The sequence below is a fragment of the Falsiroseomonas sp. genome (assembly GCF_051859025.1).
Lineage (GTDB): Bacteria > Pseudomonadota > Alphaproteobacteria > Acetobacterales > Acetobacteraceae > Falsiroseomonas.
Map to the genome: position 1 here is coordinate 362772 of NZ_JBHYGL010000034.1, position 20608 is coordinate 383379.

At 70.5% G+C, this 20608-nt stretch carries 20 protein-coding genes; 7 read left to right on the plus strand and 13 right to left on the minus strand.

All coding sequences use genetic code 11. From position 1 onward, the window contains the following. From ACTIE5_RS22810 to ACTIE5_RS22820, 3 genes are read left to right on the plus strand one after another with little or no spacing between them, the layout of a single operon-like run. Positions 1-753, plus strand: a complete 753-nt coding sequence (locus ACTIE5_RS22810) for a maleate cis-trans isomerase family protein (protein ID WP_439552020.1) — start codon at positions 1-3, stop codon at positions 751-753. Positions 754-755: 2 nt separating this feature from the next. Further along, positions 756-1220, plus strand: coding sequence for a RidA family protein (locus tag ACTIE5_RS22815; protein WP_439552021.1), 465 nt, complete (start codon positions 756-758; stop codon positions 1218-1220). A gap of 30 nt (positions 1221-1250) precedes the next feature. Further along, positions 1251-1970, plus strand: coding sequence for a hypothetical protein (locus ACTIE5_RS22820; protein ID WP_439552022.1), 720 nt, complete (start codon positions 1251-1253; stop codon positions 1968-1970). 3 nt (positions 1971-1973) lie between these two features. Here ACTIE5_RS22820 and ACTIE5_RS22825 read toward each other — a convergent pair whose 3' ends face one another. Then, complete coding sequence (locus ACTIE5_RS22825) at positions 1974-2432, minus strand: Lrp/AsnC ligand binding domain-containing protein (RefSeq protein WP_439552023.1); 459 nt, start codon at positions 2430-2432, stop codon at positions 1974-1976. 121 nt (positions 2433-2553) lie between these two features. On the opposite strand from ACTIE5_RS22825, the gene putA reads away from it, so the two are divergent. After that, entirely contained in the window at positions 2554-6114 is a 3561-nt protein-coding gene (gene putA, locus ACTIE5_RS22830) for a bifunctional proline dehydrogenase/L-glutamate gamma-semialdehyde dehydrogenase PutA (protein WP_439552024.1), read from the plus strand. Here putA and ACTIE5_RS22835 read toward each other — a convergent pair. After that, positions 6111-7064, minus strand: a complete 954-nt coding sequence (locus ACTIE5_RS22835; RefSeq protein WP_439552025.1) for an allantoinase PuuE — start codon at positions 7062-7064, stop codon at positions 6111-6113. The two genes, putA and ACTIE5_RS22835, sit on opposite strands and share 4 nt — an antisense overlap. 126 nt (positions 7065-7190) lie before the next feature. Between ACTIE5_RS22835 and ACTIE5_RS22840 the strand changes: the two genes are divergently transcribed. Beyond that, on the plus strand, positions 7191-7670 hold the full coding sequence (locus ACTIE5_RS22840) for an ureidoglycolate lyase (RefSeq protein ID WP_439552026.1): 480 nt from the start codon (positions 7191-7193) through the stop codon (positions 7668-7670). A 7-nt stretch (positions 7671-7677) separates the two neighbouring features. Here the strand turns inward: ACTIE5_RS22840 and biuH are convergent, their stop codons facing one another. From biuH to ACTIE5_RS22885, 9 genes are all read right to left on the minus strand, one after another. After that, a complete protein-coding gene (gene biuH, locus ACTIE5_RS22845; RefSeq protein ID WP_439552027.1) occupies positions 7678-8355 on the minus strand; it encodes a biuret amidohydrolase in 678 nt (225 codons plus the stop codon). Positions 8356-8366: 11 nt separating this feature from the next. Beyond that, positions 8367-9722, minus strand: coding sequence for an LLM class flavin-dependent oxidoreductase (locus ACTIE5_RS22850; protein WP_439552028.1), 1356 nt, complete (start codon positions 9720-9722; stop codon positions 8367-8369). Between the two features lie 15 nt (positions 9723-9737). After that, a complete protein-coding gene (locus ACTIE5_RS22855; protein WP_439552029.1) occupies positions 9738-11219 on the minus strand; it encodes an amidase in 1482 nt (493 codons plus the stop codon). A 4-nt stretch (positions 11220-11223) separates the two neighbouring features. After that, positions 11224-12018: an ABC transporter permease gene (locus ACTIE5_RS22860; RefSeq protein ID WP_439552030.1), complete on the minus strand. Its 795-nt coding sequence runs from the start codon at positions 12016-12018 to the stop codon at positions 11224-11226. 29 nt (positions 12019-12047) lie between these two features. After that, positions 12048-12854, minus strand: a complete 807-nt coding sequence (locus tag ACTIE5_RS22865) for an ABC transporter ATP-binding protein (protein WP_439552031.1) — start codon at positions 12852-12854, stop codon at positions 12048-12050. Positions 12855-12857: 3 nt separating this feature from the next. Further along, positions 12858-13898 (minus strand): ABC transporter substrate-binding protein, encoded by a 1041-nt coding sequence (locus ACTIE5_RS22870; protein ID WP_439552032.1) that lies wholly within the window; start codon positions 13896-13898, stop codon positions 12858-12860. A 30-nt stretch (positions 13899-13928) separates the two neighbouring features. Further along, positions 13929-14699 carry an ABC transporter permease gene (locus tag ACTIE5_RS22875; protein WP_439552033.1) on the minus strand — a complete coding sequence of 257 codons (771 nt, stop codon included), beginning with the start codon at positions 14697-14699 and terminating at the stop codon, positions 13929-13931. Positions 14700-14702: 3 nt separating this feature from the next. Then, entirely contained in the window at positions 14703-15827 is a 1125-nt protein-coding gene (locus tag ACTIE5_RS22880; RefSeq protein ID WP_439552034.1) for a ring-opening amidohydrolase, read from the minus strand. Between the two features lie 118 nt (positions 15828-15945). Then, complete coding sequence (locus ACTIE5_RS22885) at positions 15946-16941, minus strand: LysR family transcriptional regulator (RefSeq protein ID WP_439552035.1); 996 nt, start codon at positions 16939-16941, stop codon at positions 15946-15948. A gap of 128 nt (positions 16942-17069) precedes the next feature. Here ACTIE5_RS22885 and ACTIE5_RS22890 point away from each other — a divergent pair, with 128 nt between their 5' ends. Further along, the gene (locus ACTIE5_RS22890) at positions 17070-18056 is read left to right on the plus strand and encodes a LysR family transcriptional regulator (protein WP_439552036.1); all 987 of its coding nucleotides are present in this window, start codon (positions 17070-17072) and stop codon (positions 18054-18056) included. Between the two features lie 230 nt (positions 18057-18286). Further along, a complete protein-coding gene (locus ACTIE5_RS22895; RefSeq protein WP_439552037.1) occupies positions 18287-18511 on the plus strand; it encodes a hypothetical protein in 225 nt (74 codons plus the stop codon). On the opposite strand, the gene ACTIE5_RS22900 is transcribed toward ACTIE5_RS22895, so the two are convergent. Both ACTIE5_RS22900 and ACTIE5_RS22905 read right to left on the minus strand, forming a co-directional pair. Next, entirely contained in the window at positions 18508-19788 is a 1281-nt protein-coding gene (locus tag ACTIE5_RS22900; protein ID WP_439552038.1) for an amidase, read from the minus strand. The two genes, ACTIE5_RS22895 and ACTIE5_RS22900, sit on opposite strands and share 4 nt — an antisense overlap. Then, the gene (locus ACTIE5_RS22905) at positions 19785-20606 is read right to left on the minus strand and encodes a GntR family transcriptional regulator (protein WP_439552039.1); all 822 of its coding nucleotides are present in this window, start codon (positions 20604-20606) and stop codon (positions 19785-19787) included. Before ACTIE5_RS22905 ends, ACTIE5_RS22900 begins: the two co-directional genes overlap by 4 nt. Between the last annotated feature and the right edge of the window lie 2 nt (positions 20607-20608).

Sequence of the window (20608 nt, forward strand, 5' to 3'; positions counted from 1 at the left end):
ATGGCCGATGTGTTGGGGTGGCGGGGCTGCTTCGGGGTGGTCACGCCCTCCACCAACACGGTGGTGCAGCCTGAATACGACACGATGCGCCCGCGCGGCATCACGAACCATGTCGCGCGGATGCACATCGCCAATGACGCGCTGAACAGCGATGCGGATTTCAACACGCTGATCAGCCGCATCGACGCGGCGCTGGAAGGCGCGCTGGAGCGAGTGCTGACGGCGCAGCCCGATCGCATCGTCCTCGGCATCTCCGCCGAGAGCATCTGGGGCGGCGGCCTGGCCGCCGCCCGCGCGATCCAGGAGAGGGTGGACCGCATGACCGGCGGCCTGCCCTTCACCCAGGCCGCGGATGCGCTGCCCGTCGCGCTCAAGGCGCTCGGCGTCAGCGGCCCGGTCGGGCTGGTGACGCCCTATTTCCCCGTCGCGCACAGCCATCTGGTCAACTACCTCGCCGAGATCGGGTGCGAGGTGGTGGCGGCGAAGCATCTGCAGCGCCCCTCCCCCGTCGGCATCGGCCTCACGCCGCTGGCGACGCTGCGGGATGCGATCAATGAGGTGAACCTCCCGGAGGTCCGCGCCATCATCCAGTTCGGCGCGAACCTGCCGATGATGCATCTGGCGGCGCAGGCGGAGGCCTGGCTCGGCAAGCCCGTCATCGCCATCAATGCCGCGACCTATTGGCACGCACTGCGCAGCCACGGGATCACGGACCGCATCGCGGGCTGCGGGCGGCTGCTGGAGGAGCATTGAGCATGGCCACCAACGAAGAACGCCTCGCCGCCCTCGGCGTCACCTTGCCGCCGCCCTTCCGGGACGAGGCGAACCGCGTGCGCGCGCTGCGGTCCGGCATCCATGTCTACATGAGCGGGCATGGGCCGCTGGGCGAGGGCAACGTCCCCCTCGTGGTCGGCAAGCTCGGGCGGGAATTGTCCATCGAGCAGGGGCGGGAGGCCGCGCGGATCACGGCGCTCTGCTGCTTGTCCACCCTGCGGCACTACCTCGGCACGCTGGACCCGGTGGTGCGCTGCGTGCGGGTGATGGGCTTCATCAACTGCGCGCCCGGCTTCAACCGGCCGTCGGAGGTGCTGCACGGCTTCTCCGACATGATGGTCGATGTGTTCGGGGAAGGCGGGCGGCATTGCCGCTCCGCGATCGGCGTCGCGGAGCTTTATTCCGATATCCCGATCGAGGTCGAGGCGCTGTTCGAGCTCGGCTGACCCGCCAGCATCGGCTCGATCACGCCGCGCATGGCTTCGGCGAAGACGCCGGAGAGGATGGGCTGCGCGGCGCGCTCCGCGGTGAAGAGGCGCAAGGTCTGCGACGGCATCATCAAGAAACTGATCTGCCTGCACCAATGGCCCCTGCCCTCACTCATCCCGCCGCTGGCGGGAGCGATGCGGGAGGGGCAGCACATGGCGATCTGCATGGTGGCCGCGCCCTTCTTCGAGAGTTTCGAGAGCCTGGCACGCGATTTCGGCGGCACCATCACGGCGACGGCGCTGGAGGGCCAGGGCAGCTATGGCGCGCCGGCCGACGAATTCGCCTGGGGCCACACGCGCTTCCACGTGAACAAGCAGGATCGCAGCCTGGTGAACTGCATCGGGCTGTATCGCGACGCCGGGCTGGTGGAGGCGGTGGGGCGGTCGGTGAAGCGCTTCGCGGGCCTTGGCCCCTTCCACCTGGGGGCCAAGCGCTTCGACGGAACGCTGTCCTTCCAGGGATCGCCGCTGTTCCGCTACGAGGATGAGGCGCAGCTGGCCGCGGTGATGGCGGGGATGCAGGAGGATGGCGCGATCGGCGCCAACAACCACACCTTCCTGGTGCGGGAGAACGGCATGAAGCCGGTGGATGAGACGGAGATCGCCTTCAAGCGGGCGATGGACCCCTACAATTTGCTGAACCCCGGCAAGCTTGCCATCGACCAGGCCTCCGTCGCGGCGAGTTCGGGGGCGAAGGCGGCGGAGTGAGGGTCAGAGAAGGCGCAGAGGGCCGTCATTCTTCACCTCCTCCATCACGGCGTAGGTCCGCGTTTCCTTCACGCCGGGCAGGCTGAGCAGGACCTCCCCCAGGAAGCGGCGATAGGCGGCCATGTCGGCGAGGCGCGCCTTGACCAGATAGTCGAAGCCGCCGGCGACCATGTGGCATTCCAGCACCTCTGGCGCCCGCGTAACGGCCTCCGCGAAGCGGGCGAAGGCGTCGGGGGTGGTCTTGTCCAGCAGCACCTCCACGAAGGCCAGCAGGCCGAGGCCGAGCTTCTGGGGGTTCAGACGGGCGCTGAAGCCGAGGATGTAGCCCTGGGCTACCAGCCGCCGAAACCGCTCGCTGGTGGCGGCGGGGGAGAGGCCGATGCGCTCCGCCAGCTCCGCATTGGTGATGCGGCCGTCGCGCTGGAGGATGTCCAGCAGGCGGAGGTCGATCCTGTCCAGCACCGTTGATCCTTCGGGTTTATGGAGCCTGAAGCATGATTTGTATGGCATCTGACGAAAAATGCCAGATACAGATCCGGTGGCGGCGCCCCTAGCCTGAGGCGACAGACCGGGAGCCCGCCCCATGACCCCGCCCTTCGCCGCCCTGCTGGCCGATGCCCCCCCGCGCGACGCGCTGCGCCGCGCCATCACCGCCGCAACCCGCCGCGCGGAGACAGACTGCCTGCCGCCGCTGATCGAGGCCGCGCGCCTCGACCCCGCCCGTCAGGCAGCGGCGGCGGCGCTCGCCCAGCGCCTGGTCGCCACGCTGCGCGCCCGCCCCCGCAAGGGCGGGGTGGAGGCGCTGGTGCAGGAATTCTCGCTCTCCTCCCAGGAGGGCGTCGCACTGATGTGCCTGGCGGAGGCGCTGCTGCGCATCCCGGACGATGCGACGCGGGACGCGCTGATCCGCGACAAGATCGGCGGCGGCGACTGGGCGGCGCATCTCGGCCATTCGCCGTCCCTCTTCGTCAATGCGGCCACCTGGGGCCTGGTTGTGACGGGGCGGCTGGCGGTGACAACGACGGAAGGCGGCCTCGCCACGGCACTGACGCGGCTGGTGGCAAGGGCCGGGGAGCCGGTGATCCGCCGCGGCATGGACATGGCCATGCGCATGATGGGGGAACAGTTCGTCACCGGCGAGACGATCCACGAAGCCCTGAAGCGCGGCCGCGTGATGGAAGCGAAGGGGTTCCGGCACTCCTTCGACATGCTCGGCGAAGCGGCGATGACCTCGGCCGATGCCGCGCGCTACCTGCGCGCCTATGAGGGCGCGATCCACGCCATCGGGAAGGCGAGCGCGGGGCGGGGAATCGTCGAGGGGCCGGGCATCTCCATCAAGCTCTCTGCCCTCCATCCCCGCTATTCCCGCGCGCAGCGGGCGCGCGTGATGGCGGAATTGCTGCCACGCCTGCAGGGCCTCGCGCGGCTGGCGCGGGGCTACGACATCGGGCTGAACATCGACGCCGAGGAATCGGACCGGCTGGAATTGTCGCTCGACCTGCTGGAGGCGCTCTGCGCGGACCCCACGCTGGCGGGGTGGAACGGGATCGGCTTCGTCGTCCAGGCCTATCAGAAGCGCGCGCCCTTCGTCATCGACCTGGTCATCGACCTCGCGCGGCGGACGGGACGGCGGATCATGCTACGGCTGGTGAAGGGCGCGTATTGGGACAGCGAGATCAAGCGCGCGCAGGTGGACAGCCAGACAGATTTTCCGGTGTTCACGCGGAAGGTCCATACGGATGTCAGCTACCTCGCCTGCGCACAGCGGATGCTGGCGGCGCCGGATGCGGTCTTTCCCCAGTTCGCCACGCACAACGCGATGACGGTCGCCGCCATCGATGCCATGGCGGGCGCCGATGCGGATTACGAATTCCAGTGCCTGCACGGGATGGGGGAACCGCTTTATGGGGCGGTGGTCGCGACGCTCGGCCGCGCCTGCCGCATCTACGCCCCCGTCGGCACGCATGAGACCCTGCTGGCCTATCTCGTGCGGCGACTGCTGGAGAACGGGGCCAATTCCTCCTTCGTCAATCGCATCCATGACCCTGCCGTGCCGGTGGCGGCCCTGCTGGAGGATCCGGTCGCCGCGGCCTCCGCGCTCGATCCGGTCGGGCGGCCGCATGACGGCATCGCCGCGCCGCGCGCGATCTTCGGGGATGCGCGCGCCAACAGCGCGGGGATGGACCTGGCCGATGAGAACACGCTGGAAGCCCTGGCCACGACGCTGCGCGAGGGCCTGACGCTGGCGCTGCCGGATGGCGGCGCGCCCCCGCGCGCCGTGCTGAACCCGGCCGATACGCGCGACGTGGTGGGGGAGGTGCGGGAAGCCACGCCGGCGATGGTGGAGGCCGCGCTGGCCGCCGCCGATTCCGCCGCGCCCGCCTGGGCCGCGACATCCGCCGCAACGCGTGCCGAGCTGCTGGAGAAGGCCGCCGCGCTGATGGAGGCGCGGATGCCCGCCCTGCTGGGCCCCATCGTGCGGGAGGCCGGAAAATCCCTGCCCAATGCCATCGCGGAGGTGCGGGAGGCCGTCGATTTCCTGCGCTACTACGCAGGCGAGGCGCGCGGGCTGGCGGGAACGCCGCTCGGCCCCGTCGCCTGCATCGCGCCCTGGAATTTTCCCCTCGCCATCTTCACCGGCCAGGTCGCCGCCGCGCTCGCCGCGGGCAATACCGTGCTGGCGAAGCCGGCGGAGGAAGTGCCGCTGATCGGCGGGCTTGCGGTCGCGATCCTGCATGAGGCCGGCGTGCCGCGGGATGTGGTGCAGCTGGTGCCAGGCGACGGCACGGTCGGCGCCGCGCTGGTGGCGGATGCGCGCGTGCAGGCCGTGATGTTCACGGGATCGACGGACGTCGCGCGCCTCATCAACCGGGAACTCGCGACGCGGCTGGGGCGGGATGGGCTGCCCGTGCCGCTGGTGGCGGAGACGGGGGGACAGAACGCGCTGGTCGTGGACAGTTCCGCCCAACCGGAACAGGTGGTGGCGGATGTCATCGCCTCCGCCTTCGACAGCGCGGGGCAGCGCTGTTCCGCGCTGCGGCTGCTGTGCCTGCAGGAGGAGATCGCGGACAGCGTCATCGCCATGCTGAAGGGCGCGATGGCGGAGCTGTTGGTGGGGCGGCCAGACCGGCTGGCGGTGGATGTGGGGCCGGTGATTTCCGTCGCGGCGCAGGGCGGGCTGCTCGCCCATGTCGCCGCGATGCGCGAGGCGGGCCACGCGGTGCATGCGCTGCCACTGCCGGAGGATTGCGACCACGGACATTTCGTCGCGCCGACACTGATCCAGATCGACCGGGTGGGCGCGTTGAAGCAGGAGGTCTTCGGCCCCGTCCTGCATGTGCTGCGCTTCCGGCGCGACGGGATGGAGGCGCTGCTGCGCGACATCGCCGCGACGGGCTACGCGCTGACCTTCGGCGTGCATTCGCGCATCGACGAGACGATCGATCGCCTGGTGGCGGCCGCGCCGGCCGGCAACGTCTATGTCAACCGCAGCATCATCGGCGCGGTGGTCGGCGTGCAGCCCTTCGGCGGGCATGGGCTGTCCGGCACCGGGCCCAAGGCGGGCGGGCCGATCTACCTCCGGCGGCTGACGCGCGTGGCGCCTTCCGGGCAGGGCGCGGCACCATCGGCGGCGGGGCGCTTTCTCGCCTCGCTGGAAGCCGGCGGGCATGACGCGGCCGCCGCCTTCTGCAAGCAGGCCATGGCCGCCTCGCGCCTCGGCGAGGATCGGCTGCTGCCGGGGCCGGTGGGGGAGAGCAACCGCTACCTGGTGGAGCCGCGCGGCCGCATCCTCTGCGTGCCCGTCACGGAGGAAGGCGCCTGGCGCCAGGTCGCGGCGGCGCTGGCGACGGGTAATGCCGTGCGCGTGGTGGCCCCCGCAGCCTTCCGCCTGCCGCCGGGGCTGGTGGAGCGGGTGGACAGCGTCGAGGCCGAGGATTGCGCCGCCGTGCTGGCCGAAGCCGAGGGCGAGGCGCTGGTGGCGCTGTGCCGTGCCGTCGCCGTGCCGGACGGGCCCATCCGGCCCGTCCTGGCGCTGCGCCCCGGCGACGATGCAGGGGCGCTCGACTTCCTGGTGGCGGAACGCTGCATCAGCACCAACACCGCCGCGGCGGGTGGCAATGCGAGCCTGATGAGCCTGGGCTAGGGGCCGACCTTGCTGATCTGCTCCATGCCCGGCTGGTAGGGGAAGGTCGCGCGCCAATGCTCCGCGATCTCGGCGCGGCGCGCGACCCAGACGCCCTCGAACTTCCCGATATAGTCGAGGAAGCGCATCAGCCCCGCCGCGCGGGCGGGATGGCCGATGGAGCGGAGGTGCAGGCCGCAGGACATCATCCGCGGCATCGTCTTGCCCTCTGAGTAGAGCATGTCGAACTGGTCGCGGAGGAACTGGAAATAATCATCCGACGTCCCGAAGACGCCGCGGCCGAACTTGCTGTCATTGGTGACGAGGGAATAGGGCACGATCAGCTGCGGCTTGCCGTCCTGCAGCACCCAGTAGGGGATCTCGTCATTGTAGCAGTCGCTGTCGTAGCGGAAGCCGCCTTCCTCCACGAGCAGGCCGCGGGTGTGGATGCTGGGTCCATAGCGGCAATACCAGCCGAGGGGGCGGGAGCCGAGCGTCTTCTGCAGGCTTTCCACCGCCATGCGGATATGCTCGCGCTCCTGCTCCTTCGTCAGCTTGTAGTGTTCGATCCAGCGCCAGCCATGGCAGCAGATGTCGTGCCCGGCTTCCCGGATCGCGGCCGCGGCGGGCGGGTGGCGTTCCAAAGCGAGGGCACAGGCGAAGATCGTCATGGGCAGGTTGCGTTCGGCGAACAGGCGCATGATGCGCCAGAAGCCGACGCGGACGCCGTATTCGAACATCCCCTCCGCCGCCAGATCGCGACCGCCGGCGGGCACGACATTGGCGGCACTTTCCGTCAGCGTGGCCTCCGAGAATCCGTCGCCATCCAGCAGCGAATACTCGGACCCTTCCTCGTAGTTCATGACGAAGTTGATCGCGATGCGCGCGCCGCCCGGCCACTGCGGATGCGGCGGGTTGCGGCCGTAGCCGATGAGGTCCCGGGCAAAGGGACCGGTAAGGGCCGAGGACATGGGCGTGGCTCCGTGGTCGGGGCGCCATCATGCCGCAAGCCGCGCGCGGCGCCAGCCATCTGGGCAGCCATTGGAGGCGCGGCGCTATTCCGCCATGCTGCCCGCCCCCCGAGGAAGGATCGCCGCATGACCCGCCGCCTGGTACTGGAACCGCTGACGCAGGACGCCTTCGCCCCCTTCGGCGACGTGATCGATGCGCCCGCTCGGGGCGAACGGCCTTCGCTGGAGCAGACGATCGGTGGCAGCGACGGCGCCACGCAGCCGAAGCTGGCCTTCAGCCATGTGGAGCCCTGGGCCCTGCCGATCCAGGCCACGCAGATGGAACGGCACAACCGTTCATCGCAGTGCTTCGCGCCGATGGATGTGGCGCGCTGGGTGGTGATGGTGGCGCCCGATCTTGACGGAAAGCCGGATGAGGCCGGGCTGCGCGCCTTCCTGGTCCGCGGCGACCAGGCCGTGAACTATCACACCAGCGCCTGGCACCACCCCGTGCGCGTGCTGGACAGGCCCGGCCGCTTCGCCGTGCTGATGTGGACCACCGGCACGACCGCGGATGATGAGGAATGGGCGACGCTGGCGGAGCCGGTCTCGATCGAGGCCGGCTGACGCGCCTTCAGCCGAGTGCGGCGACCAGCGCCTTCGAATCGGCGACCGTGCCGAAGACGCCGCCCTGCATCTTCACCATCTTGATCGCGGCCTGGTGGTTGCCGGCATCGGTGGCGCCGCAGCAATCCTCCAACAGCAGGCATTCGAAGCCGCGGTCATTGGCTTCCCGCATCGTGGTGTGGACGCAGACATCGGTGGTGATGCCGGTCAGCACCAGGTTGCGGATGCCGCGCGTCCGCAGGATGAGCTCCAGGTCGGTGGCGCAGAAGCTGCCCTTGCCGGGCTTGTCGATGATCGTCTCCCCGGGCAGGGGCGCCAGTTCGGGGATGATCTCCCACCCCGGCTCGCCGCGAACCAGGATCTTCCCGCAGGGGCCGGGATCGCCGATGCCGGCGCCGATCTGCTGCGACCGCCAGCGCTTGTTGGCGGGCAGGTCCGACAGGTCGGGCCGATGGCCTTCCCGCGTGTGCAGGATGTGGAAGCCGCCTTGGCGCATGGCGTGGAGGACGGCGCGGATGGGCTCGATCGGCGCGCGGGTCAGCGAGATGTCGTAGCCCATGGCGTCGACATAGCCGCCGCGGCCGCAGAAATCCGTCTGCATGTCGATGACGATCAGCGCCGTGTTGTCGGGCCGGAGATCGCCATCGAAGGGCCAGGGATAGGGATCGGCAGGAATGGAGCGCATGGATCTGCTGGCTACTCCGCCACCATCGCGGGCACAAGCTTCGGGAAGAACTGGCTCTCCGGCCGCTTGAGGCCGACGACGTCGCGCAGCGTGCTGCCGGGGTAGCTGGTGCGGTACAGGCCGCGCCGCTGCAGTTCGGGCACCACATAATCCACGAAGTTGCCGAGGCCATCGGGCTGGTAGCCGACATGGACGTTGAAGCCATCGCAGATGCCGGCGCGATACCAATCCTCCATCATGTCCGCCACCTGCTTGCCGTCACCCTTCATGACGGGATGGCCGAAGGAGGGGAGGAAGCGTTCATAGGTCTGGCGGATGGTCAGGGATTCGCGCCGCGCGACCTCGCTGATCGCATAGCGGCGGGAGGAGCCGCCGATGCCGTCGGGGGTGAGTTCGGGGAAGGGCTCGTCCAGGCCGAAGCCCGTGAGGTCCATGTTGACGTAGTGCGAGAGGTGGCGGACGCCGACGACGGGATCGATCAGCGCCTGCTGTTCCTGGAAAATCGCCTCCGCCTCCGCTTCCGTGCGGCCGACATAGACGACGCAGCCCGGCATGATCTTCATCTCATCCGGTGCGCGGCCGTATTTCGCCAGGCGGGACTTCATGTCCTTGTAGAAGGCCTCGGCCTGCTTCTTCGTAGGCGTGGCGCAGAACATGCAATCCGACAGCGCGGCGGCCAATTCGCGCCCGGGCTCAGACTGTCCGGCGCTGAACAGCACCGGATAGCCCTGCGGCGGGCGGGCGGCGTTCAGCGGGCCGCGCACCCGAAAGTGCTTGCCCTTGTGGTTGAGCGTGTGCACGCGGTTGAGGTCGATATACTTCCCGCGCGCCTTGTCCTGCGGGAAGGCATCCTCCGCCCAGGAATCCCACAGGCCCTTGCACACCTCCACGAATTCCTTCGCGCGCTCGTAGCGGTCGTAGCGTGCCAGGTGTTCGTCCTTGCCGAAATTCAGGCTGTCGGAGGCATTGGACCCGGTGACGACGTTCCAACAGGCGCGGCCCTTGCTGATGTGGTCGAGCGAGGCGAATTTCCGCGCGAGCGTGAAGGGTTCCTCGTAGGTCGTGGTCGCCGTCGCCAGCAGGCCGATGCGCCTGGTGTGCATGGCGATGGCGGATAGGACCGTCACGGGTTCGAAGACCGCGGGCTTGCCGGTCAAGGCATTGGCCTCGAACAATTCGGGCCATTCCATGCCGGCCACGCCATTGCCATCGGAGATGAAGAGCATGTCGAACAGCCCGCGCTCCGCGGTCTGCGCGATCTCGATCATCTGCTCCAGGTTCATCATGGTGTTGTCGTAGGCGCGGGGATGGCGCCAGCCAGCGGGATGGTTGCCCGCGGGATGCAGGCCGGTGATGAGGCTGAGCATCGCGTTCTCCTTGCGTCAGGCCGGGACGGCCATCGCCTCGCGCTGGCTCAGCAGCCCGCGGGGGATGGCCTCGGCGAAGGGGGAATGGCGCAGCGCCGCCAGGTCCGGCGCCGGCATGGGCAGGGCCTGTTCGATGGCGAGGCAGGCGCGCAGCACCAGCGCATCGGCGTAGAGCGGCCCGACCACCTGCATGCCGACCGGCAGGCCGGATGCGGTGACGCCCACAGGGACGGAAGCGGCTGGCTGCTTCGTCAGATTGAAGGCGGCGCCGAAGGGCAGTGGATTCGCGAAAGCGGCGTAGCGCGGATCGCGCGGCGCATCGGCATCCGCATCGCAGCCCGGTATGGCGCCGACCGGCGTCACCAGCAGGTCGTAGCGTTCATGGAAGGCGCGCATGCGGGCGCCGAGCTTCTCCCGCGCCTCCCGCGCCGCGAGATAGGCCATCATCGGCACGGCGGCGCCGCGCGCGGCGGTCTCCACCAGGCGCGGTAGCATCAGCGCCTGCTGCGCCTCCGTGAAGCCGAAGATTCGGAAGGCATTGGCGAGGCCCGGAGCCATCAGCGTGCCGAGCATGGCGGAGGGATCGTCCATCACGTGATCAACGATCTCGACGATCGCGCCCATCGCCTCCAGCGCCTTGACGCCGGCGGCGACGATGGCGGCGACTTCGGGATCGACCTTCGCGAAGCCGAGCGTCGGGCTGTAGGCGATGCGCAGCCCCTTCACGCCGCCTTCGATGTCATCAAGGAAGCTGTGGCCGGGAGGCGGCAGCGCGTAGCTGTCCCGTGCATCGGGCTGGCTGATGACGTCCATGCACAGCGCGGCCTCCCGCACCGTGCGGGTGATGGGGCCGATGACGGCGAGCGTACCGAGGTAGGACGAGGGATAATCCGCGACACGGCCGAAACTGGTCTTCAGGCCGAAGACGCCGCTCATGCTCGCCGGCGCGCGGATCGATCCCGCGGCGTCGGAGGCCAGCGCGATGGTGCCCATCCCCGCGGCGACGGAGGCGGCGGAACCGCCGCTCGATCCGCCTGGTGTCATGGCGGGGTTCCAGGGGTTGCGGGAGATGCCGCAGAGTTCGGATTTCGTGACATAGGCGGCGCCGAATTCGGGCACCGTCGTCTTGCCGATCAGCACCGCGCCCGCCTCCCGCATCCGGGCGACGGAGGGACTGTCCTCCAGCCACGGGCCCTCGGCCGGGATGGCCCGGCTGGCGCGGCGCGTCGGCCAGCCGCGCGTGACGGAGAGGTCCTTCACCGTCGCCGTCACGCCATCCAATGCGGAGGCCGGTGCGCCCGCCTTCCAGCGCGCCTCGCTGGCCCGGGCGTCGCGTAGCGCGCTGTCTTCATCCAGCCAGCAGAAGGCGTTCAGCACGGGGTTCAGCGCGGCCACCTGCGCCAGCACGGCGCGGAGGTGTTCGACCGGGGATGCATGGCCGGTGCGATACAGCGCCACCAGATCGCCCGCCGGCATCAGCGCCAGATCCTGCGTCATGCCATCATCTCCCACGATAGGCCCAGCCGGTCAGCCGGCGTTCAAGGAACAGCGAGGCCGCGTAGAGCGTGACGCCCATGGCGGCGAGCACGCTGAGCGCCGCGAAGGCCAGCGCGCCATCCATGCTGTTGGTGGCGACCACCATCACGTAGCCGATGCCCGAATTGGCGGCGATCGTCTCCGCCACGATGGTGCCGATGAAGGCGCCGGTGATGGCGAGCTTGAGGGAGCCGAAGAATTGCGGCAGCGCCCGCGGCAGCGCGACCTTCAGCATCACGTCACTTCGCGTGGCGCCGAGCGATCGCAGCACGTCGTCGAGTTCCGGCGCCGAGGTCGCGATGGCCGTCGCCATGATGACGGTGACGGGGAAGAAGCAGACCACGACGGCGGTGATGACGGCGATATGCGGCCCCGCGCCGAACCAGATGACGAAGAGCGGGATCAGCGCGACCGAGGGGATGGTGTGGAAGCCGATCAGCGCGGGGTAGACCATGCGATAGATGGTGCGGGAGGACCCGATGACGCCGCCCAGCACGACACCGAGGCTGACGCCGATGGCGAAGCCCGTCAGGGTGGATCGCGCCGTCTGCGCCGCCATCATCAGGATCGGCTCATACCGCGCGACGAGGACACTGAAGAAATTGCTCGGCGCCGGCAGGATGTAGGGCGGCAGGGCGGCGATCCGCACCACCGCCTCCCACAGCGCCAGGACGGACAGCGCGAAGCCCAGCGGCACCAGCACGGCCGCCAGGGCACGCCGGCGGCGCCCGCGTGGCCTGGCGGGGCGCGGCGCAGCCACGGCAGCCGGCGCGGTTTCCGCCGCGGCACTCATGCGAAGTAGGGCACCGGCGTGCGGGCCTCCGCGATATGCGCGCGCAGCTCCGCCAGGGCCTGGACGAAGCGCGTGTCATAGGTGCTGTCGACGGTGCGCGGGCGCGGCAGGTCGAAATTCTTGCGCAGCAGGATGCGGCCGGGACGCGCGCTCATCACATAGATCGTGTCGGCGAGGTAGAGCGCCTCCCGCAGATCATGCGTCACCAGGATCACCGTGAAGGGCTTCTGCATCCAGAGGGATTGCAGCACGGCCCACAGCTCCTCCCGCGTGAAGGCATCCAGCGCGCCGAAGGGTTCGTCCAGCAGCAGCAGCGATGGTTCATGCATCAGCGCCCGGCAGAGGCTGGCGCGCTGCTGCATGCCGCCGGAGAGCTGCCAAGGCAGCTTCTGCTCGAATCCCTCCAGCCCGACCGTCCGCAGCAGCTGGCGCGCGCGCTCCACATAGGGCGCCTTGTCGCGGCGGTAGCGGGCGCGGTGGGGCTGCACGATCTCCGCCGGCAGCAACACGTTGCGGAGCGTGCTGCGCCAGGGCAGCAGGTTCGGGTTCTGGAAGGCCATGCCGACGATCTTGATCGGCGCCGTCACCTCCTGCGCCGCCACGACCACATTGCCGCTGCTGGCCTTCAGCAGGCCGGAGACGAGTTTCAGCAGCGACGATTTCCCACAGCCGCTGGGGCCCACCACCGCGACGAACTCGCCCTCCGCGATGCCGAGGCTGGTCGGGTCGAGTGCCGGCGTCGCCTCCTCCCCCTCGCCATAGGTCAGGGTGACGCGATCGAATTCGACGAAGGGGCGGGCCATGGATCAGACGCGCCCGACGGCCGGGATCACGCGGGCGGAAGCCGGGGGCAGGAAGGACATATCCATGAAGTCGGATACCGCGATGGCAGCGGGCAGGCCCTCCGCCGCGGTCACGATCTCGATGGAGCGGCGGACATTCGCCTCGTTGTAGAAGCCGAGGCCACCTTCGCGCGCATCCGGCTGCTCCACCATGCGGGCGATGCTGTACATCAGGCGCTCGCCCTCGATCGCGCGGTTCAGCAGCGGGTCCTTCCGCATCAGCGCATCAAGGCTGGCGGCGGGGTTGGCGACGGAATCGACCAGGCCGCGATTCACGGCACGGAGCACCTTGCGCACCGTCTCCGGCTTGTCGCGCAGGAAGCTCTCATTCGCCATCATGCCGGCATTGACGATGTTGATGCCGAAATCGGAGTAGCGCAGGAAGACCATGTCCTCCTCCCTCACCCCCGCGGCCTTCAGGTTGAACAGCGCCGTGCCTTCATTGGCGGTGATGGCGTCCACGCGGCCCTGGATGAGCATCGCCTCCCGGATGTTGGGGGCCATGTGTTCCCAGCGGATGGCGCTGGCGGGCACGCCGGTTGCGGCGGTGAAGGCGGGGAACATCTTGAAGGCGGCATCACCGACGGGCGCGCCGACCAGGCGGCCGCGCAGATCCTCGGGCTTCGTGATGCCGCGGCCGCGCAGCGACAGCACCACCAGATCCGCAGGCGTCTGGTTGTAGATCGCCTTCACGCGGCGTTCGGGATTCTGCGCGTTGAAGCGCACCAGGGACGCGACGTCGCCGAGGCCGATCTGGAAGGCGCCGCCCGCCAGGCGGTTCACGACATTGGCGGAGCCATCGCCCGCGACGATGTCGGGGTTCAGGCCCTCCGCACGGAAATAGCCGCGCTCCAGCGCCAGGAAGAAGGCGCCGTGCAGGCCCTGGATCTTCCAGTTCAGCGTCAGCGGCAGGCGTTCCAGCGGCTGCGCGATGGCGGGGCTTGCCAGGGCCCCCGCAAGGGCCGCGGCACCGCCGCGCAGCAACAACGAACGGGTCACGGTCATGCGCGTCTGGTCCCTTGTCGGATGAAAAGGTCAGCCACGGCGATCCGCCCATCCCACCAGGCGCCGTTCCAGCGCGAGGGAGGCGAGGTAGAGCGCGATGCCCATGGCGGCGAGGGTAAGGAGCCCGCTGTAGACAAGCTCCACATCGAAGTCGGAAGCGGCGCGGTTCATCATGAAGCCAAGCCCGCGATTAGCGGCGACGGATTCCGCCAGGATCGATCCGATGAAGGACAGCGTGATCGCGACCTTCAGCGCGCCGAAGAAGGCCGGCATGGATTGCGGCACGCCGACCTTGGCCAGCGCCAGCAGCCGCCCCGCACCAAGCGAGCGCAGCACATCCGCCAGTTCCGCATCCATCGTCGCGATGGAGGCGGAGACGACGACGGCGATGGGGAAGATGACGATGACGGCGGAAGTGACGACGGCCGGCACGGTGCCGATGCCGGCCCAGAGCACCAGCAGCGGCACGATCGCCACCTTCGGGATGCTGTTCACGCCGATCAGCGTCGGGAAGACCATGGCGTAGAAGCGGCGCGACGCGCCGAGCGCCACGCCCAGCGCGAAGCCCAGCGCCACGCCGACGACGAAGCCCGCCAGTGTGGTGGACAGCGTCTGGATCGCATGCGGGAGGATCTCCGACCCGCGCTGCGCGAAGATGGGCAGGATCTCGGAGGGTTTGGGCGCGACGAATTTGGAGATGCCGAAGGCGCGGGCGGCGATCTCCCACGCCAGCAGAAGGGCTGCCACGAACAGCACGGGGCTCAGCCCCTCCCGCAGCCGTCGCCGTGCCACCGCGCCCATCGCTCAGGCACCCCGCGCGATGACGCAGACCAGGTTCGACCCCGGCGCGCCCTGGTGTTCCGCGCCGGCATTGCCGAGCACCAGCGTTTCCTGCGCGATGCCGGCGATGGCGGCATGGGCCACGGCCTTGGCGACATGGCCGGAGAAGCCGGCCAGCATGTCGGACAGCATGGTGTGTCGCCTGCCCTGCCAGTCGCCCACGGAATCCGCGCCCGCATTGACGAAGGCGGCGGCCAGGCGGGGCCGGTCCTCCGCCACCACCATGCCATCCACCAGGCGCAGCCCGGCGGCGGTGAAGGCGGCGCGCGCCCCCGCCAGGTCCAGCTGATGCGCCATGACGCCGCGCGCGGCCACATGGAAGCCCGGCGCGCCGGCGACATTGCCGATGACCACCACGCGCACCGCCACCTGTTCATTGCCGGAGGAGGCGGAGCCGCGCTGCGTAAACAGGTCCGGCCGCCCCGCGATGGCGGCCTGGGTGATGGCCTCCGCCGACACCTCGCCCAGCGCAACGGCGCAGCCAAGGGCGGAGGCGCCGCGGCTCATCGACGATGCGGCGGCGGCGCTGGGGTGGACGGTGGCGGCGCCGCGGCTGGCGGCGTCCTGCGCGCGGGTCGCCGTCATCTGCGGGCATTTCATCTCGACGCAGGCGACATCATCGGGCGATTCGATGCCGGCCTGCGCCATGGCGGCGCGTACGGCTTCCGCCACCAGCGCGACATGGGTGGGCGTGCCGTATTCCTCCGGCAATAGCGCCCGGGTGCTGGTGACGCCGATCGCCAGGCGCTTCGGGCCGCCGGGCACGCTCGCCTGGCCGGGGATGTTCACGAACAGGGTGATGTGCGGGCTCATCAGCCCCGCCGTGCCGCCGATCATCAGCATCGGGATGCGGTCGAAGATGGCCGCGCGTGTCAGGCCCAGCCGTTCCGCGAACAGCAGTTGCAGGCAGGTGGCGGCGTAGCCGCGGGCATGGCCATCGCCCTCGGTCTGCGCGATCAGCGCGACGACATGGGCGGGATCGACGACGCCATCATCGAAAAGCCGCGCGACGGCGGAGACATCCTCCGGCGCGTTCATCGGCACGGTCATCACCCGCGCCTCGTTCATCCTGGGGCCAGCGGCGGTCACGGGGAATGGATCATCCTTGCCATGCTGGGCGGGATCATGCGGCGGTGCAGCAAGGCCCGACGACCATCGAATTCAGCCAGGGGCGTGCTGGTTTTCAGCACGCTGCGCAGGGCCGCGCTCAGTCCGCCCGCAGCGCCGCGGCCAGATGCTCCGCCAGCCGCGCCGCGGCCGGGGACAGCGCGCGGCCGCGCCGCGCCACCAGCGCCAGCCGCCCCCGCGCCAGGGTGCGTTCCGCGAGCGGGATCGCCACCAGCGTGCCGCGCGCGACCTCCGGCGCCACGCCGATGGCGCTGTGGAAGGACACGCCGCCGCAGCCCGCGGAGAAGCGGGACAGCATCTCGAAGCTGTCGGATTCCAGCACCGGTTCGATCCGCAGCGAGGATCCGGCCAGCGCTTCCTCGATCAGCGTGCGACCGCCGGTTTCCTGGCAGGACAGGGCGATGGGATAGGCCAGGCAATCGGCAAGCCGCAGGCTGGCGCGCCCGGCCAGGGGATGGTCCGGCGCCACCACGGCGAGCAGCGGCGCGGCGCGTTCGGCCAGCAGCTGGAGGTCCCCGCCCTCCGGCGGGTTGTAGGCGAGCGCCAGTTCCAGCTCCTCCCCCAGCAATTGCTGCACCAGCGGCGCGGTGCCGCCCAGCGTGACGGTGAAGGCGATGCGCGCGTGCTGGCGGTGGAAATCCAGCAGCAGTTCGGGCAGCAGGCCGCGCGCCACCGCCTCTATCGCGCCCAGGCGCACCTGGCCGCGCCGGGCGCCGCGCAGTTCATGCAATTGCTGGCGCAGCGCCTCCCCTTCCCCCCGCTGGCGGCGGATATGGGCCAGCATGAGTTCCCCCGCCGCCGTGGCGCGCATGCCGCGGGGCAGGCGCTCGAACAGCTCCAGGCCCATCTCCTCCTCCAGCTCGATCAGCTGGCGGTTGACGGCGGAGGCCGCGACATTCAGCCGCTCCGCCGCCTTCCGCACGGACCCGGCGCGCGCAATCTCATCCATGTAGTGCAGGGCGCGGGGCAGCATGGGCTGGGCGGAGGCCGGGCGCGGTGCGGGACGGGGCGGCATCGGGCGGGGCGTCGCCGGACGGGTGATGAGGGCGGCGGGGAAGCGGCTGGTCGCACGCATGGGCCGATGCTCCTGGGCTGCGCGCTCGCGGCGCCGGGACAGCGAAGCAATTGCCGGTGTTGCCGCATATTGCCAATCTGGCCCCAGGCCGGCGCCGGAAAGTGGTCGCCGGCGGATAGGAGGCCCCGTTGCGCGATCCCGACCGCCTGCCCGACCGGTGGCGCCCGGAACCCGGTGCCTTCGCCATGCGCCACATGCGCGTCTGGACCTACCTCCTCGCCATCGAGCACACCGGCTCCATCCGCCAGGCGGCGGAGCGGCTGAACATCGCCCCCTCCGCCCTGCAGCGCCGGCTGCGCGACGTGGAGCAGGATTTGGGCTTCGACCTGTTCGAACGCTCCGCCGCCGGCGTGCGGCCAAGCGCGGCCGGGGAGATCTTCCTGGGCTGGGTGCACCGGCAATGCGCGGACCTCGACCGGTCCCGCCAGCAGATGGAGGCGCTGCGCGGCCTGCGCCGGGGCCATGTGCGCATCGCCGCCAGCCAGGCGGTGGCCTGCGACCTGCTGCCGCGGGAGATCACGGCCTTCCAGGCGCGCTACCCCCTCATCAGCTTCGAATGCCCCCTGGTGGGGCATGACGCGGCGGCGGAGCGGCTGATGGACGGCACCGCCGACCTGGTGCTGGCCTTCGGCCTGGCGCCGAGGCCGGAGGTGCTGCCCCTGCTGTCCATCGGCCAGCGGCTTTGCGCCGTGATGGCGCGGGACCACCCGCTGGCGGGGCGGGCGCCGCTGCGGCTGCGGGACTGCACGGCGCATCCGCTGGCGCTGCCCACCACGGATTACGGCGCGCGCCGCATCCTGGATGCCTGGGCCGCGCGGCGCGGCACCCCGCTGGACCTGGCGCTGGAATCCGATTCCTTCGAATTGCTGCGCCACTACGTCCGCAACGCCCGCGCCGTGACCTTCCAGATCGAGATCGGCGCCCTGCCCAGCGGCGCGGCGGAGGGGCTGGTCGCGATCCCGGTGGATGACCGGGATTTGGCCCATGGGCCGCTGGTGCTGGCCCAGCTGCGCGGCCGCGCCCTGCCCGTGGCGGCGGCCGCCTTCGCCGAACACCTGGCCCGGGCGCTGGACGGGCGCCGCACCACGCCGATGCTGGATGACACGGGGGCGTGAGACCAACGGCATGAATGGAGCGACCTGCGGCCGGCAAAGCCGGCCGAGGCGCCGAATGGCGCCCGCCGCCTGTGCGGCGAAGCCAAGCCCGCGGAGCGGGCGCCGGCGATTGAGGCACAAAAAAGGAATACCAACGAGTCGCTGCAAGCGGCCGTTGGTATGATTGTCCCTGTTCTCCCCCCGGCGGCGGCGCGGTAATGATCCCCCCATCATCAGCGGAGGGTCACCCCATGTCGGAACAGAACCCGGTCTATCTGCGCTGGCGCGCCGGGCGCCCGCAGCCGGAGGAGGAGCGGTTCGACAACCTCGATGCCGCGCTGGATGCGGTGGAAGCGCGGTGGGAGACGCTGCAGCACCAGGTGCCGCAGATCCTCGACCACCGCCGCATCCTGATGCTCAGCACGGCGGAACTGCTGACCATGGCGGAGGAGGAGGCCCCCGCCGCCAAGGGTTAGCCTGGAGGCTGGAGCGCGGCTTCCACCCAGCGGCCGCAATCCAGCAGCGCCGCGTCCTGCCCCGCCGGCGCCACCAGCTGGATGCCGAGCGGCAGGCCCCGCGCCCCGCGTCTCACCGGCAGGCCCAGCGCGGGGCCGTGCAGCAGCGTCCAGACGCCCTGGAAGCGGGAATCGCCGGTGGAGCCCAGGCCCTCCGGCGCTTCATCAGCGGCACCCGGCACGAGAAGCGCGTCGCAGCCCGCCATGGCCGACGGGAAGGCCGCGCGGGCCGCCATCCCCGCCGCCTGCGCGGCCGTGTAGTCCGCCAGCGTCACGCCGCGCCCGGCCTCGATCGCCGCGGCCAGGCGCGGGCTTAGGCGCGGGCGCTCGGCGTGGTATTCCCAGGCAAGGGCGCGCGCGATCTCGAAGTCGTTGATGCGGGCGCGCACCTCCAGCAGGGCATCGAAGGACGGCGGGAGGCTGACGTCCACCACCGTCGCGCCGGCATCGGCCAGGCGCGCCGCCGTCTCCTCCACCACGTCGCGCGCTTCCTGCGATGCCAGCGCCCAGGGATGCACGCGGCAGACCCCGATGCGCGGCGGACGCGGCGCGGCGGGGGCCAAGGCGGGCAGCCCCGCCAGCACCGGCAGCAGCAGCGCCACATCGGCGACGCGGCGCGCGAAGATGCCGATGGTGTCGAGGCTTTCCGCCATCAGCTTGAGGCCGCCGCGATGGATCAGGCCGAAGCTGGGCTTGAAGCCCACCACCCCGCAGAAGGCCGCCGGGCGCAGCACCGAACCGCCGGTCTGGGTGCCGAGTGCCAGCGGCACCATCCCCGCAGCGACCGCGGCGGCGGAGCCCGAGGAGGACCCGCCAGGGGTATGCGCGGGATTGTGCGGGTTCGTGGTCGGCCCGGGATGCACGAAGGCGAATTCCGCCGTCACCGTCTTGCCGAGGATCAGCGCCCCGGCCGCGCGCGCCAGCGCCACGCAGGCAGCATCCGCGCGCGGCTGGTAGCCGGCGAAGATGGGCGATCCCATCGCGGTCGGCAGGTCAGCGGTATCCAGCACATCCTTCACTGCGACTGGCACGCCATGCAGCGGCCCGCGCAGCTGCGCCGCATCCAGCGCGCGCGCGGCGCGCAGCACGGCATCGGGATCGATGGCGGCGAAGGCCCGCACCACGGGTTCCCGCACGGCGATGCGGTCCAGCAGCGCGCTGGCGACATCCTCCGCGCGGAGCGATCCCTCGGCGATGCGGGCGGCGATGGTCGCCGCGTCAAGTTCGGTGATGGTCATTCCCCCTCCCGCCCCGGCAGCCGCAGCGCCGATTCCAGCGTGAATTCGAAGCGTTCGCCGTGGAAGCGCACCGCGCCATGCAGCAGCGGCGTGCCGGAGGCGGCGAAGTAGGTGTGCTCCGTCTCCAGCAGCGAGGTGCGGGAGGCGACGCCGAGCAGCCTGGCCACGCGCGCATCCGCGGGCAGGCAGCGCACCGTGTTGACGATGCGCGCCGGCGGTTCGCGCATCGCCGCGCCGAGGAGGGAGATGATGGCCATCTCCTCCAGCATCGCCTGCGTCACGTGGCGCGATACCGCGGGCGGGAACCAGCGCTGTTCGAAGGCGAAGACCTCATCATCCAGGAAGCGCAGGCGTTCGACATATTCAACCTGCTCGCCCGGCGGCAGTTGCAGCTTCTGCCGCACCCGTTCCGGCGCCACTTCCTGCCGCCGCAGCAGGACCTGGAGGCGGATGCTGCGGCGCGCGGCGCGCATCTCATCCTCGAAGGCCATGCTGACATCGTGGTTCAGGCGTTCCGGCGCCACGAAGGTGCCGCGGCCCCGCCCGCGCGTGACCAGGCCGGCGGCGACCAGATGCGCCATGGCCTGGCGGATGGTCGGGCGGCTGACGCCGAAATGCGCCATGCACTGCGCTTCCGTCGGCATGGCGAAGCCCGCCAGCGCGGCCTGAGCACCCCGCAGCGGCGCGGCCAGGCGATCGGCCAGTTGCTGGTGGAGCGGCACGGCGCTGCGGGAATCCAGCGGCGGCAATTGCTGCAGCACCAGGGCCTGTGGCGGGGCTTCCCGCCCCTCGCCTGCATCGCGGCGCGGGGGCATCATGC

Coding starts and splice junctions, on each gene's coding strand:
- ACTIE5_RS22850 (WP_439552028.1), bottom strand. CDS start 9,722: ATGCTCAGCCTCATCACCGGCCTGCATCCCGCGGGCAACCATCCCGCT.
- ACTIE5_RS22900 (WP_439552038.1), bottom strand. CDS start 19,788: ATGACCATCACCGAACTTGACGCGGCGACCATCGCCGCCCGCATCGCC.
- ACTIE5_RS22855 (WP_439552029.1), bottom strand. CDS start 11,219: ATGACGCAGGATCTGGCGCTGATGCCGGCGGGCGATCTGGTGGCGCTG.
- ACTIE5_RS22895 (WP_439552037.1), top strand. CDS start 18,287: ATGTCGGAACAGAACCCGGTCTATCTGCGCTGGCGCGCCGGGCGCCCG.
- ACTIE5_RS22835 (WP_439552025.1), bottom strand. CDS start 7,064: ATGTCCTCGGCCCTTACCGGTCCCTTTGCCCGGGACCTCATCGGCTAC.
- ACTIE5_RS22815 (WP_439552021.1), top strand. CDS start 756: ATGGCCACCAACGAAGAACGCCTCGCCGCCCTCGGCGTCACCTTGCCG.
- ACTIE5_RS22885 (WP_439552035.1), bottom strand. CDS start 16,941: ATGCGTGCGACCAGCCGCTTCCCCGCCGCCCTCATCACCCGTCCGGCG.
- ACTIE5_RS22905 (WP_439552039.1), bottom strand. CDS start 20,606: ATGATGCCCCCGCGCCGCGATGCAGGCGAGGGGCGGGAAGCCCCGCCA.
- ACTIE5_RS22875 (WP_439552033.1), bottom strand. CDS start 14,699: ATGGGCGCGGTGGCACGGCGACGGCTGCGGGAGGGGCTGAGCCCCGTG.
- putA (WP_439552024.1), top strand. CDS start 2,554: ATGACCCCGCCCTTCGCCGCCCTGCTGGCCGATGCCCCCCCGCGCGAC.
- ACTIE5_RS22810 (WP_439552020.1), top strand. CDS start 1: ATGGCCGATGTGTTGGGGTGGCGGGGCTGCTTCGGGGTGGTCACGCCC.
- ACTIE5_RS22820 (WP_439552022.1), top strand. CDS start 1,251: ATGGCTTCGGCGAAGACGCCGGAGAGGATGGGCTGCGCGGCGCGCTCC.
- ACTIE5_RS22870 (WP_439552032.1), bottom strand. CDS start 13,898: ATGACCGTGACCCGTTCGTTGTTGCTGCGCGGCGGTGCCGCGGCCCTT.
- ACTIE5_RS22865 (WP_439552031.1), bottom strand. CDS start 12,854: ATGGCCCGCCCCTTCGTCGAATTCGATCGCGTCACCCTGACCTATGGC.
- biuH (WP_439552027.1), bottom strand. CDS start 8,355: ATGCGCTCCATTCCTGCCGATCCCTATCCCTGGCCCTTCGATGGCGAT.
- ACTIE5_RS22840 (WP_439552026.1), top strand. CDS start 7,191: ATGACCCGCCGCCTGGTACTGGAACCGCTGACGCAGGACGCCTTCGCC.